11 protein-coding genes and 1 pseudogene are annotated in these 14,388 nt (G+C 33.5%); all 12 read left to right on the top strand.

Annotated features, from left to right (window positions below):
- Nucleotides 1-124 precede the first annotated feature (124 nt).
- Nucleotides 125-955: a PD-(D/E)XK nuclease family protein gene (locus I7822_RS05490; protein WP_207975870.1), complete on the top strand. Its 831-nt coding sequence runs from the start codon at nt 125-127 to the stop codon at nt 953-955.
- 61 nt (nt 956-1,016) lie between these two features.
- Nucleotides 1,017-1,271, top strand: a complete 255-nt coding sequence (locus tag I7822_RS05485; RefSeq protein ID WP_207975868.1) for a hypothetical protein — start codon at nt 1,017-1,019, stop codon at nt 1,269-1,271.
- Nucleotides 1,272-1,493: 222 nt separating this feature from the next.
- On the top strand, nt 1,494-2,129 hold the full coding sequence (locus tag I7822_RS05480) for a hypothetical protein (RefSeq protein WP_207975866.1): 636 nt from the start codon (nt 1,494-1,496) through the stop codon (nt 2,127-2,129).
- Nucleotides 2,130-2,372: 243 nt separating this feature from the next.
- Nucleotides 2,373-2,585 (top strand): annotated as a pseudogene (locus I7822_RS30580) (glycerophosphodiester phosphodiesterase family protein); the annotation flags it as partial.
- Between the two features lie 243 nt (nt 2,586-2,828).
- Nucleotides 2,829-6,074 (top strand): AAA family ATPase, encoded by a 3,246-nt coding sequence (locus I7822_RS05470; protein WP_207975864.1) that lies wholly within the window; start codon nt 2,829-2,831, stop codon nt 6,072-6,074.
- 3 nt (nt 6,075-6,077) lie between these two features.
- Nucleotides 6,078-7,373, top strand: a complete 1,296-nt coding sequence (locus I7822_RS05465; RefSeq protein ID WP_207975862.1) for a hypothetical protein — start codon at nt 6,078-6,080, stop codon at nt 7,371-7,373.
- 793 nt (nt 7,374-8,166) lie between these two features.
- Nucleotides 8,167-10,410 (top strand): McrB family protein, encoded by a 2,244-nt coding sequence (locus I7822_RS05460; protein WP_207975861.1) that lies wholly within the window; start codon nt 8,167-8,169, stop codon nt 10,408-10,410.
- Nucleotides 10,385-11,872: a DUF2357 domain-containing protein gene (locus I7822_RS05455; protein ID WP_207975859.1), complete on the top strand. Its 1,488-nt coding sequence runs from the start codon at nt 10,385-10,387 to the stop codon at nt 11,870-11,872. Before I7822_RS05460 ends, I7822_RS05455 begins: the two co-directional genes overlap by 26 nt.
- Nucleotides 11,873-11,934: 62 nt before the next feature.
- Complete coding sequence (locus I7822_RS05450; RefSeq protein ID WP_207975857.1) at nt 11,935-12,258, top strand: nucleoside triphosphate pyrophosphohydrolase; 324 nt, start codon at nt 11,935-11,937, stop codon at nt 12,256-12,258.
- Nucleotides 12,259-12,276: 18 nt separating this feature from the next.
- The gene (locus tag I7822_RS29740) at nt 12,277-12,450 is read left to right on the top strand and encodes a hypothetical protein (RefSeq protein ID WP_243459281.1); all 174 of its coding nucleotides are present in this window, start codon (nt 12,277-12,279) and stop codon (nt 12,448-12,450) included.
- A 133-nt stretch (nt 12,451-12,583) separates the two neighbouring features.
- Nucleotides 12,584-13,252 (top strand): HNH endonuclease domain-containing protein, encoded by a 669-nt coding sequence (locus I7822_RS05445; RefSeq protein WP_243459280.1) that lies wholly within the window; start codon nt 12,584-12,586, stop codon nt 13,250-13,252.
- Nucleotides 13,253-13,412: 160 nt separating this feature from the next.
- A complete protein-coding gene (locus I7822_RS05440; RefSeq protein WP_207975855.1) occupies nt 13,413-14,300 on the top strand; it encodes a glycerol kinase in 888 nt (295 codons plus the stop codon).
- The last annotated feature ends 88 nt before the right edge of the window (nt 14,301-14,388 follow it).

Genomic DNA, 14,388 nt, shown 5'->3' with positions numbered 1-14,388 from the left:
TTATTGGAGTCAAGGATAATTGGTTTAATAGACTAACCTTCTAATACTATATTTAAAGTTAACAAGAAAAGTATTATGTAAACTACATATCTCTTAATAACCGAAAAAATGGAGGGAACAAATAATGAAATCACTAAAAAGAATGCTTTATGAATTAACAATGGATAAAGACTTTGTTGCATTGAAATTCCTGATCGATCGTCCAAATGTTTTCCATGTTGTTGGGGCTACCCATTTAGAAACATGGCATTCAAGGTTTTTATCGTGGCTTTTGGACCCAACGGAAAGACATATGCTGGGGTATTATCCTTTTCAGAGGTTTTTAATGGCCGTTGCCGAATCAGCTGAAGGAAATATTGACGATATAACCGATATCGCCATGCTGAATGTAAACCAATTCAAAAATCCTGAGGTAATAGCTGAAAAGGATATTAACAAACTGGATATTACTGAACAGGAAACGATCGATGAAACAGAAAAAAATGATGACAAAGGAAGACTAGATGTCTTTTTTAAAGTAAATGTCGTCAATGACAAAGACTTTCAAGAGGAAAAAAGATTAATTTTGGCTGTTGAGCAAAAGGTGTATGCAAGAGTTGACGTGAATCAATGCAATAAATACTTAAGAAAGTTCGAGGAGAAATTTAAAGACGAAACATTTCTCCTAGTCGCTTTAGTGCCAAAAAGCCAAATGAAAGAATCAAATGAAGCAACATTTGGCAGTTCAAAATGGATCGGTATCGATTATCAACAATTAGTAGATATTGTTCTCATGCCATGCCTGGAGAACCCTGATCTAAGTTTTTACGCTAAACTGATCATTCAGCAATATGTAGATGCATTGCGAATGCCTTATAAAGGAAAACGTGAAAAATTAGCTACGATAGAAGAAGAACGGACTTTAGTTCGTTCCATTTACGATCGCTTTGAAGATGTATTATGCGATCGAACTTAAATTTCCAACCAATGGCCAGTATCCTGAACAAATGTACTCCTTTGTAAAAGATGTGAAGTTCATGGAAGAAGTTAAAGAAAGAGGATTCACGAAAACAGCAGCTGTTGTGTTCGTATCAGATAAGTTATTTTATGATGGAAAACTTACAGAAGGCATTTATAAACATTTTAGAAATGAGTTTGCTTTGTATGGAGATGTGTTCAAACCGACAGGGATTAATAAAAACGCTGAATATGTATCGCTGTCGAAAAGACATGATTTTAGATGGGAAAGCTTGGACGAGCAACGTAAATTTTACATAATAGAAATATCATAGTTTTAAATAAGGTATATGAATTGAGGCTGCAATAACATTAGTTAATAAATTTATTTACCACATTATTTACAAAGTGGAGGTACATTATGCTATCCAAGATCAAAAGGTTAAGCTAAGTACAGACAAATTGGATAAAATGTTCCGGAAAACTATTTAAAAAGTCTTACATTTTTATTATATTTAATAGTTAAAATTGTCAAATATAAACAAAGGAGTATTGATATGGATATAAATAAATTAGTTTTACTTGCTTATGAAGATCTTCAAAAATCTATAAAACAAGAAAAAGACAAATCAAACTTTAACGTAGTTGGATTAGAACATATTATTTCATTCCATGATAAGATTGAAAGATGGCAAGAGAATGAACCAATTGATTTTATATGGGATTTTATAGTTGGTAATGGTGCTGATTGTGTGTCTGGACAAGGAATGGCTAAGGTTGCACAGCCAAATTTAAGGATATTTATTAATGACCCGATAACGCAAAAAAAACTTAAACAGTTATTTATGATTAGAAAAGAATCAAACCTTAATCACACTGCTTTAAATAAACTAGATGAAGTAGGTTTACATGAGCATTTAGAAAGATTTCATTTTGAAAGTGGAGCTAAACCGATATTGTATGTTAATAGGTTAATGGTGTTAATTTTTATTGATATTATGACGACTATTTCTAATACAACCGATTTAAGGAAAATTGCGAATAAACTAAATATAAAGGCAAAAGGATTTACAAGAATTCAATATCAAGTTAAAGATAAAATAAATGATGTATTAAAAGAATTAGATATCGAGCCAAAAACAGTTTTTGAAAAAGCAACTATAGCTTGGCATATTTTAAGAGTGGATAACTAATCCATTCAAAACGAGACTTTTGAATGATGTTAATAGAAATTACTTAAGTAGATAAACCTATCATTTCGTTATTTACTATGTGAAAGGTATTTTAATAAAATAGGATTTCTATTTCCTGATTCTATTTGGTAAATCTATTTTATACGATCTATCAATCTAAGATTTACATTTCTCCTGTAATGTGAGTAATGGACTTACATAAAGGAGTGAAATAGAATTGAAGAATAGTTTAAGAAAGACAGCATTACTAGTTTGACATTAGGATTTACCCTTCAGGCTTCTTTACCTGGTGCGGATGCAGCTGAAAAATCAAGCTTTCCATCACCTGAAACAAAAGTTTTAAATGTTGCCCACCGTGGTGCATCTGGACATGCTCCCGAGCATACGATTGCTGCCTACGAATTAGGTGAGCAAATGAAGGGGGATTATATTGAGATCGATCTTCAAATGACAAAGAGTAGGTAATGATGCTTTCAATAAATAAAAATTCAATCCGAATACCTGACCATATAAGAGGAAGAATATTCATACTATCATTCTTTCTACAGTTTGTAACCTGAAATAAACAAATTTAAAAGTGTCAATGGTGTTTATAAATAGTTAAAACAATGGGGAAAAAGAAGTTACGCCGCAAATATAATCGATGAGATTAAGGAGAGAATCTTGTCGTCTACGATTGATGTTAAGAGGTGAATGAATATGGATCGAACTAATATTGAGAATCATTTGCTGAAGGATGAATACATAGATATTTCGTTTCAGCGTTATTTTGAATTTAAAAAGTCGGATACATATGATGAAGGGTATAAGTTAGAGATTTTATCAGAATTAAATTCTTATGTATCAACTATAAAGATAAGTGAAGAAAATATAATAGAAGTGATTGGGAAATTAAAAAGCAGTAACCCTCCAGAAGGTAGTTTTGTTTACTGGAGTAATACTGATGACCTATATAAATTTGCTAAATCGGAGCCAACGCTAGTTGCAACCCTGTTGAATAACCTTTATTACAACAGCGATGAAAGCATTTCTAATAGAATTGAACAATTTCGCAACAAAGGTAAAGAATATAAAAATGACATAAGCCTTGGTGCACCTTTATTCGGATATCTTCTAGCAGCATACGACTATAGAAGGTACCCGTTGTATAAAGAAGAGGTGTTTAAAGACATTAAAAAAGTGTTTGGGATAAACAAAAAGTTAAGCAATGTTAGTGATAACTATCAATTTTACTATGATATCTGTGAAGTTACATATAGTTACCTATCAGGGAAGGGTTTTTCCATTTCAATGATGGACGTGCAAGACTTTTTCTTTTGTCTCACTCAATATGACCAGCCGAAGGTAGAAAGTGCAGTAGAGTATATCCATACGATAGCAAAAAAACTTGATCGCTTCTCCAAAAATGATCAAGAATTTCTTGACACAATAAAGCAGCTTAATCGAGAAGATCTATTAAAAAGTAGAGAAATATATCGTAGAGCAACAAAAGTAAATAAAATTAGGTTTAGACTTCTTGATCAAATTCTTGAGAAAAATCAGCTATATACAGCCGAAATGGAGAAAATCAAACGAGAAGTGAACGATGAAAATGAGAAGAATATATTACAAGCCTGGACTAATTTTACTATCTTGTTTCAAATTTATTATGATTCTATTAAAGAAAAAGTGCACCATGAACTTTCAACTATTCATCAAGCAATCAGGAATATAGATGATGTCGCATCAGTCGAGTTGGAAGAAAACAAAGTAATTAATGGCTTTAATTGGAAGCAAAACTTTGGTGATTCTGAAAGCTGGTTAGCCGTTTATCCTACCAATAAAAAATCGCATAAGGTAGCGGCACAACTATTTGTTTCTATTGATGAAAAGGGTATACGATTCGGTCTACTCTATGGTTCTGAACACCCAAATAGAGGAAAAGAAAGCATTATCACTTTAACGAATATTAATGACTTTAAGTATGAACGTATGAAAACGAAGTTTAGAGAAGTGTTTCCAATTTTCGTGGAGGGAAATGAAGTGGAAATTAGCAAATTTTCTAGCAAATTTTCTGCAATCTTCAATAACTTTGAAGAAGCAGAGTGGGCATTTGACTTTGCTCAAATGACATTAGCAAAACTAGGAGTTACAGACCCAGGTAATCCTCGAGTTGCAGTCACATTACCTTCGAAAAAAATGCACATTGATTTTTGTAACTGGTTGATTCTTGGTTTTTATCAAGAAGATGGTGAATTAATGGTAAGACTTGCGCTAGCTGAGGATGATATTAGAGATAAGAATTATTATCGACAGCTGTTTGTTACTAAAGATGGTGAAAGCCCAGTTGCACTTACTTCTATTCCAGCTGAGGAATATAAAACGAGTCCATACTTGCAAGCAGCATTCGATAAATCATTGTCAATGGTTAACGAGCGATTTGAAGGATATTCTAAATCTCCTTATAGAAAGTCTAATATAGAAGTTCTGGAACAAGCCATTTTTATACCAGAACAAAGACTTGAAGTATTAACAAAGGAAATTAGTACTCCACCAACTCTTCCAGAAGTAGATGGAGTGAGATATTTCTGGTTAACAGCAAATCCAACGATTTGGAGTGTCGAAAATATAAAAGATGGAGGAGCTGTTAATTATACTGCTTTTAATGAAAAAGGGAACAAAAGAAGAATTTTTTCAGCTTTTGAAAATGCTAAACCAGGAGATAAAATAATCTTTTATGAATCTACCCCAAGAAAAGAAGTTGTTGCTCAAGGAGAAGTGGTAGAAGGGTTACATATAGTAGAAGAGGAAGGGTTTGAGGCCCCAACCCAGGGTGTTTCTTTTCGTTATGTTGAAGATATAACACCAATTAGCTGGGAAACAATTTCCCAAGTGGAGGAACTACAACATTGTTCGCCGATTAAAAATGGTGCCCAGGGAAGTTTATTTGAAATAACAAAGGCAGAGTTTGAGACGATTTTAGCCTTAGAACCATCTCAAATAGTAAGTAATAAGGTGGCAATCCCAAGTTTATCATTTGATAAGACATTGGACCTCGATAACTTATACTTTGAAGATAAAGAATTACTTCTTAAACAAATAAAAACGGCTTTGCGAAATGGCAAAAACGTTATTCTTACGGGTCCTCCGGGAACAGGTAAGTCTAAATTAGCGAAACAGATTTGTCGCATGTTTGAAGCAGATTATAAGATGTCTACGGCTACTTCTGATTGGTCAACATACGAAACAATTGGAGGATATAAACCGAGGATTGATGGGACATTATCCTTCAAGCCAGGACTGTTCCTCGATTGCTTTAAGGATGCCAATACCAATAAACCAATTAACAAATGGTTAATTATTGATGAAATGAATCGAGCTGATATTGATAAAGCTTTTGGTTCACTGTTTTCTGCATTGACCGGTGATCTTATTACGTTAAATTTTCAATCAGAAAGTGGTCAAGCACTATTGTTACGCCCACAGGGTAGTGAGACGACCGTTATCCCAAATGATTATGAATATATTATACCGAAAGACTGGCGTTTAATCGGGACAATGAACACATTAGATAAGGCTTCTCTTTACGAAATGAGCTATGCCTTTATGAGACGGTTTGCATTTATACCGGTCGGTGTTCCTAAGCTAATTGATGAGGCTCTTGTTAATGAGTTCCTTGTTACATGGAATATTAGCAACTATAACTATTCTAAAGCATTAGCTTTTACTTGGCAGCAAATTAATAACTATCGACAAATAGGTCCAGCGATTGTTGAGGATATCGCGAAATATACTGCGATAGATGGTGACTTTACATCCGCAATTATCTTGTATGTTTTACCACAATTCGAGGGGTTATTGGATAAAGATATTCTTGAGTTTATCGAACAGGTAAGTCAGTTGCAAGAAGTTAAAGTCGATCAGATAACACAGTTTGCTGAAGATTTCTTTCATATGAAGGGGTAGCCTATGAAACGGAGTGCAGAAGAACTAATTGAGGAAATCAGTGATTTCCTTGTTATATATTTAAAGTCTGGAAAAGTGGAGCTCAATTCATTTATAAAAAAAACAGACCTGCAAATATCCCAATTAGAGCAGCTATTACAGATTCATTTCTTATTAAAGGAAGAAGTAATACTATTTGTCAAAGAACTGCCCATGTTAATAAGAAGGTTTAAAACATCAACAACAGTTAGACAGGATACGTATCATGGGTATATAAAAGGACAGATCAACTGGCCAAAGACGATCAATAGTCGTCTAACAAGAAATGCAAAGGACAGCACGATCTTCTCTGTTAACGAAAAAAACCGGGAATATGCAGTTAAAGAAAATCTAGTCTTGTTAGAGGTAATACAAACCTTGTACATGATCTTATTTAAAAACATAGACAGTGACTATTACAAGAAGTATACCTGGTTTCAAGAATGGAACGAACTAAAGCATACTGTCCATCACATGCTTACGAAAAATATATACTTGTCACGTGTACAAACTGAACAAAAAAAGGTAACAGACCGTATGATTCTAGACACATTAAAGCATCGTAATCCACTCTATCGAAAAGCTGCTTCCATACTACAGCAATATCGAAAAGTACTCGCAGGTGAAATAGACCAAAAAGAGGTACAGCAGCTCCTACGAGAAACGTTTGTGTTTCCGCAGGAAGAAGACGTGTTGTTTGAATTATACTGGGTAGTCCAATTAATCGAACATAATACGAATAATGCTCAGCTGCAAATAATGGACGGGCGAAATAATCTCGTTGCTAATTGGAACGATGAAAAGTATATTTACAAAGTGTTTCATGATTCAACAGGATCAAACCAAATCAAATTTAATGTCTTTACTAACGAAGTGAGTCTACATGAACACCCGTTTATCAACCGTAAATTAAACTCGATGTCTAAAGCAGAAAAACTAGCAAAGGACCTGTTTAGTCAGTGTATCGATACCTCGATCTATTGGAGTGGTAGACCGGATATTATTGTTGAAATTTATGAAAAAGATACGAATGTATTAAAAAACGTCGTTATAGGAGAAGTAAAGCATACTACTCGATTGGAATATGCCGTCACCGGGCTCCGTGAACTTGTAGATTATGTAACATTTATTAAGGATAGAAATAGTAACTACATGGATCAAAATGATGAAATAAAGGTAAGAGGGATGTTGTTCACGGATAGAGTAAACATGAATCAACCTAATAATAAGAGATTAAATCTGATAGAGTATACAGATCAGGTAGTGCATATTTCTTTATAAAAGATAAAAAGAAGGGTTAAGGACTAAATGTAAAATGTACCTTATAGGGTAGAACGTTAGATCAGCTAGTAGAATTGTAATTAATCTTGTTGCTAGAATACATAAACATTAAAAAGAGTGTCTGTCACTTGGCGAATATGACAAATTTCGAGTAGTTACAGCGATTGATTCCCTTATAATGAACATATAGTACAGATGAAAACACGACATATCTACATTTTAGGGGAACAACAAGAATGGCAAAATCATACAAGTGTCGAAGTTAAGCTAGAAGCAGTACGTCAGGTTTTAGATGGAAAGAAATAAGTTGAGAAATTGCGGACGGTTTGAATTTACACCGTGATACAGTTAATCGTTGGGTTATTGCATATCAAGAAAGATGACAAAACGACTCGGAAATTCTTACACCCATAGATCGTTAGACCCCGACCACCGGTATCTTAAGAACAAAACGAGTTCATTTTAAAAACTTTAAAACACTCACGAATGTTGTTAAATCAACGTTTGTGAGTGTTGTTTTTGTTTGCTGGAAAAGGTTGAAAAGCGGTAGGATTTGAATTCATTTTACACAACATCTTCTAAAAGTAATACAGAGTAAAGTAATTTGTTTTAATCTTCTGTTATTAGTCTAAATTGTAGAATTTTCATGATTTTTTAGAGCAGTAAATAACCCATACCCTTGAAGCTTGGAGAGTGGTTTACTAAACAAAAATTATCGAATTGTTAAAATTGGTAGTGATTTGTATTAATATAGTAATAGGGCTATTTACACAAACGTAAGGAAGTGACACTCATGATCCAAGCAAACAATTTAGTTGATATAATGAACATAGAAGATACAACATTAAGGAACCAAAGAATCCTTGATGAAGTCCAGCCATTAGCAAGAAAAATCATGGACTCATTTATCGCAAAATACAGTAAACGTGATTCTTATTTACTTCAGTTAAAAATACATACACATGAACAAACTATTAAAACAACGATTGCAGATTCAAAGAATCCTAAATACGCAGAAAAAAAACAGAATTACGGTAACAAGGGCTTTGTAGAATTTATCGATGAAAAGTTATATGAAAGTCCATTATTTATCCTGAAACTTGAGTTCCATTTAGCATCACGAGAAATCCGTATGATGATGAGCTCTGATTTTTACCCATTTTGGGTTTTGTCAAAAAGAACACAGGTTCACGAACTTGAGAGAATGGTAGTTGAACTACATGATGATCTGAAAATATTTACGATTGAAGAGAAAAAGAACTTTGTAGATAAAAATGAGTTTATAGATACAATATCGAATTATATAAGAAATAGAAGGAAGCCAACCATCTACTTCGGTAAGATCCTTCCTTTAGAAGGAGAAATTGAAGAAGAGCAGCTTATTGAGCAGCTGTGGGATACGTACCAAAAGTTATCGCCAATTCGCAGCCTGTTAGAAAAAGAAGCTATCGAACATAGTCAATCGCTAATGTTAATTAAGGATATTCAAAAGGATGTTCAACCCTTTCACATTAATCTTTTCTCGAAAACTTATGAAGTGAAGGTAGAGGAAGAAGTTAAGAAAGTGAAAACAAATGAATACAAGCAGATATTCTATATTTATGATCAGGATCAGTTAATTACGGAAGGACATATCGGCTTTTATACCAGAGATCCGCATGAATCAATCGGCATAATTATTAATAATCGCGGATTCATTTTCTCTCAAACACGAAAATTATTTTCTAGAGAAAGCTACAATTGGTATATTAGAAAATCCTATCGTGAACGAGGAAGACATAATGAAAATCAGCAATATCAAGAACAAACGATTGAGGAATTAAAAAACCATGATTTCAGATTAAATGAATCGAATGCTTTTTATGTTGGGACATTTGAAGAAACGACTAAATCCTTTACAGAGCCAATGACAAAAATTAAGGAAAGACTAATAACAGCAGCGGCAATCTTTGCAGATGTCAGAGGCTCTCTAACTTTCCCAAAAGGCGTCAAATCTATTGAGATTCCTGAAGAAGATGAGGATATAGAAAGCGAAGTAGAAGACTACTCTAGTTCCTTCGACTTCTCCAACATCCTAGATCTAGTCGAACAAAGTGGGTTCACGTTTTCACTTGATATTATTAGAGATTTCTACTTAAACTTAACAAGTCTTGATGATAAGCATTTTGTCATTTTAAGCGGTATTTCTGGAACAGGGAAAACACAACTATGCCGCGTATTTGCCAATGCGGTGTACGGGCTTGATTATAGCGAGGAAAACCCCTACCTAAAAGTAGTTCCAGTCCGACCAGATTGGATGGATGCTACATCACTATTTGGATACTACAGTTCATTTGAAAAACGATATATGAAAACAGAGTTTTTAGATATGTTGCTGCAGGCGAATGAAGAAAAAGACAAGCCTCATTTCATTGTCCTAGATGAGATGAACCTGGCTCGTGTGGAGTATTATTTAAGCGACTATTTAAGTGCGGTTGAATCAAGAAATCCGATCCAACTACATAATATCGATGATCTTAAGGATGTGCCAAAAACGATTGAAATCCCGCACAACTTCTATGTAATTGGTACGATTAATGTCGATGAAACAACGCATAGTATATCTGATAAAGTACTTGATCGCTCATTTGTTATGACTCTTTCAGATGTTGATTTTTCAAGTTTCTGGGACCGTTTAGAAGAAAAATTCAAGAAAACTGTTCAAAATGAATGGGATTTATTATTAACGATACATAGAAATCTTACAACATACGACCTACACTTCGGTTATCGAACAATGAATGAAATGATCCGGAAATTATATAAGAATAGTATGTTGCCAGAGGATTTACGAATGGAGCCTTTAGTAGCACTAGATGGTGTGGTAGCTGAAAAGGTAATCCCAAAAATTAGAGGAGATGAACGAATTTCAGAATTGTTGGAAGTACTAGCAAACTTATTTTCCCAACAATTTGGCGAGAAATCTCAAGTCTATAAACATATAAAGCGCATGAGAGAGGATTTAGAGCGATATGGCTCCACTCAATTCTGGCGTTAAAATTACAGTATGGGATGATAATCAAAAAAACTGGGTGTCACTAAATAAGATCTATCTAGAAGAAGCAAAAATTTATAGATGGAGAACACGATCAAAAGAATCATTTCAATTTAGAATGCAGCACCTTTCATTACCAATGACCAAATCTCAAGACGGTTGGGAAGGTGTCTTTGAAACTCCCTTTCAAAGTGGGATTACTTCATTTACGATTACCACTAAAGAAGCCGAAGAAAAGATTGAAAACTATGTTTATACCGATCATCGTAAGCTAACCGAGCAGCAATACCAATTACTTTTAGATGAGTTATTAAAAGAAGCAAGTATTTGTTTTCAACAATCTGGATTAGATACGAACATATCTGCGAGTGGATATACAAGAGAATGCTCCATGTTACAGTGGATGTATATCGAATCATCTATATACAAACTAAGAAATACCTTTCAAAAGATCTTAGCACATCCGTTAAGAAATCTGCACAAAGAAGAAGTATTAATGAGACGCGAACGTGTGAAGTCTGTTACACCAAGAAGCATCGCATGGATGGAACGTTACGGTGAAAGCTTTGGAGGAACCCCAAAAAAGCTACCAAGTCACATCCAAACAACAAAAGTAGAAGAAACATTTAATGTATATGAAAATCGTGTTATTCTCTTACAGCTTAATGAATTAGGATCTTTATTAAAAACTTACACACTTATAAACGATGTTGATATTCAAAAGAAGGCTACACAATATCTTGACTGGATCAGTCTATGGAAAAAAGCAGAATTCCTACAAGGACTAAGACCTCTTTCAGGTCCTGTGAAAATTACTCAAGTGTTTCGGAAGCACCCAGTATACAGGCTATGGTATCAATGGTTTCTGTCACTTCATCAGTTTAAAAACATCACCTTTGATATTGAACAAAAATTAGGTTTAAAAGACACATATTTGTTGTATGAAATGTGGTGCTTCATTCAGATCATTCGGACCCTACGTGAACTTGGACAACTAAATGATACAGCAGAGTTGTTCACAAAAAGGGACGGTTATTATTTTTTACGGTTAGCTGAAAACAAAGAAAGTGTGATAAAGCTTAATAATGGTGGTAAGTTAATCTACCAAAAGATTATTCAATTTAATACAAATCCATACTACTCATACACGCAAAGAATGATTCCTGATATCGTCATTGATTACCATGGTCAGCTGTTTGTCATGGACCCTAAGTACCGTATTCCTGCTAATATCCCAATGGCACTTGGAGAGATGCATAAATACAGGGATGGGATTTTAGCAAGAGATGGTGATATGACGGTCGTAAAAGAAGTTTATATTTTGACTCCGATCGAATGTTATATGACCAGTGATAAGAATTTCTATGATGTTGGGTATCATGAAAGATATCGAATGGGGGCTTATTCTTTTTCGCCGGGGGAAACTAACGAGCTTTTTAAGGAATGGTTAGAAAAAATCTTTTAACTTTATAATTTATTGAATAGTTTTGGAATCAAGAAGTTGTACCACCAGAAAGGAAGGGGTCTATGCCAGTTTATAACAAACTTGTAAGAGATAAAATTCCTGAGATCATAAAGTCTTCAGGGAAAGAATTCCGAACAAAGCAATTAAATGGAGTTGGGTATATTAAAGAGTTGAGAACAAAATTAAAAGAAGAAATTAACGAATATATAGAAGCAGATACAGACGGTCAAGCTTTAGAGGAACTAGCTGATATATTGGAAATCATACATAGTCTTGCCGTTGTTCACGGTTCTAATTTTGAAAGTGTCGATGACATTCGTCAGGATAAATACATAAAGCGTGGAGGATTTCAGGAGAAGATTTTCTTGATTGATGCTGAAGATTAATAATCAGGAGGAAAGTAGTTGAGTCATAAATTAAAAATAGGTGAGTTAAAAGAGACATATTTAACGGATGAAGATATTTGGAGAATATACACTATCGTTTTATCCAGCAAGTCTGTTAAATCCTCTACTTATAAGTATGCACTCATTAAAGCTTTGATAGAAAATATGTATCAAATTAATGAAGATTTTTAGTTAACTTACGATCAACTTGCTTACTCATTTACTAAGATCTATTGGAATTTAATTGTACATCATAACTTGTTAAATCAAAACAGAGGGAAAACAGCTAAAGTAGTTTCAATCATTAAAGATGAACAAATGAAAAATGGTATTTGATAAAGTCGATGACACATTACAAATAAGGCTAGTTAGTAAAGTTAAAACAACAATGAAAGAAAATGTCTACGGTGCACTCTATGGAGATACAAGAGGGAGCTTCTATGCATTTGACCATAAAAAAGAGATAGTAAAACTTAACCCTGTTGTACATAGTTTTATGTTGAACTATCAAAGGTTAATTGTTAACCTTACAAATTACCATATGGCAGCAATGATTGAACAACTAAATGAAGTACCAAGTATTAATTATCTTTTAGGAAAAGTAGAAAGCATTGCAAAAAGATCCTCATTAAAACCTTTTGAAAAAATTCTATTAACATATTTTAAAGCGGAATGCTTCTATTGTAGTAAGAAATTATCCGATAACGAAAGAGAAACTCACGTGGATCATTTTATTCCTTGGTCGTTTGTTCAATCAGATAATATATGGAATCTTGTTTTATCTTGTAATAAATGTAACAGTTCTAAAAGTGATAGGTTACCTACTAGAGGCTATCTTGAAGACATCATTGAAAGAAATCATAAGTTAAGCGATGAAAACGAGGATGCTACGATTATTACTCTTATGAAAAATTATAAGTCAAAGAAGATTATTATGCTGTATGATTTTTCAATTAAAAATGGTTTTGATTCAATATGGGTACCAAAGTACTAGAATCGTAATTCGAATTTAATTACACCTGCTTTAAATAATTATGGAAAAGACTATTATCTTTTAATTTTTTATTTATTAGATCTAATTAACAAAACTTAAGTAAATTGGAAATATTACCGATAGTATAAATAGCAAGAATTTTATATATGGGGAGCTTGAAATGACAAAGGTATATTTATCAACAACAGCACTCTCTAAGGAAATACAACGACCTACAAAGGAAGTTTTTAAAATGTTGTCAGAGAGTGGATTAGTAACAAGAGAAGAGGACAACTGGATTCTAACAGATAAGGGTAAAGAAAAGGGTGGTATTGTAAAATCTCATCCAAGATTTGGGACTTATATTGCTTGGTGTGAAGATTTCAAAAACGATCTCATTTTTAAATCGGGAGATAATAATGCAAAACTACTCACGTCAACTGCTTTAGGGAATCACTTTGGAATTTCAAAGTTTAGAACTAATCCAATTTTATCTGAACTTGGGTTAGTCCAAAAAGGCGTAAAGGGTTGGTTAGTTACTCCACTTGGTAAACTAATGGGTGGAGAGCAATTTGAGTATGATAAGACAGGAGTTCCATATGTTTGCTGGAATCCAAGTATTTTATCTAAAAGAAGTATCATCAATTCAATGAAAGAGATACAGGGTGACTATTCTATTGAAGAGAAAACTGAGAATAATCAATCTACTATTGGGTTTAGAGAAAAGTTTGAAGCAAAGCACAGAACTGCAGATGGACATTATGTACGTTCAAGAGCTGAGATGTTAATTGACAATTGGCTGTATATGTCTGAAATAGTGCATGCCTTTGAGAGAAAACTTCCAGTGGAAGAAGATGTATACTGTGACTTTTACTTACCGGTTGGAAAAGTTTATATTGAGTTTTGGGGTTTAGAAAATGACAAAAAATATAAAGAGAGAAAACAAGAAAAGATAAGAGTTTACCAGAAATATGGATTTAATTTAATAGAGTTAAATGATGACGATATAAAAAACTTGGATGATGTATTACCTAAGAAGTTGCTTAAATTCGGAATACAAGCATATTAATAATGAAACTGATGAAAATTTCATTATGATATACGTGAGGACCCGGAAGCTCTGCATACATTATTTTGTACGATTGGTGAAAAAGTAA

This window comes from Metabacillus bambusae (assembly GCF_017497975.1).
Classification (GTDB): Bacteria; Bacillota; Bacilli; order Bacillales; family Bacillaceae; genus Metabacillus; species Metabacillus bambusae.
The sequence above is the reverse complement of the archived record's forward strand: the minus strand, read 5'-3'. Positions and strand labels throughout refer to the sequence as shown.

Coding starts and splice junctions, on each gene's coding strand:
- I7822_RS05490 (WP_207975870.1), top strand. CDS start 125: ATGAAATCACTAAAAAGAATGCTTTATGAATTAACAATGGATAAAGAC.
- I7822_RS05450 (WP_207975857.1), top strand. CDS start 11,935: ATGCCAGTTTATAACAAACTTGTAAGAGATAAAATTCCTGAGATCATA.
- I7822_RS05445 (WP_243459280.1), top strand. CDS start 12,584: ATGGTATTTGATAAAGTCGATGACACATTACAAATAAGGCTAGTTAGT.
- I7822_RS05465 (WP_207975862.1), top strand. CDS start 6,078: ATGAAACGGAGTGCAGAAGAACTAATTGAGGAAATCAGTGATTTCCTT.
- I7822_RS05460 (WP_207975861.1), top strand. CDS start 8,167: ATGATCCAAGCAAACAATTTAGTTGATATAATGAACATAGAAGATACA.
- I7822_RS05480 (WP_207975866.1), top strand. CDS start 1,494: ATGGATATAAATAAATTAGTTTTACTTGCTTATGAAGATCTTCAAAAA.
- I7822_RS05440 (WP_207975855.1), top strand. CDS start 13,413: ATGACAAAGGTATATTTATCAACAACAGCACTCTCTAAGGAAATACAA.
- I7822_RS05470 (WP_207975864.1), top strand. CDS start 2,829: ATGGATCGAACTAATATTGAGAATCATTTGCTGAAGGATGAATACATA.
- I7822_RS05455 (WP_207975859.1), top strand. CDS start 10,385: ATGGCTCCACTCAATTCTGGCGTTAAAATTACAGTATGGGATGATAAT.
- I7822_RS05485 (WP_207975868.1), top strand. CDS start 1,017: ATGGAAGAAGTTAAAGAAAGAGGATTCACGAAAACAGCAGCTGTTGTG.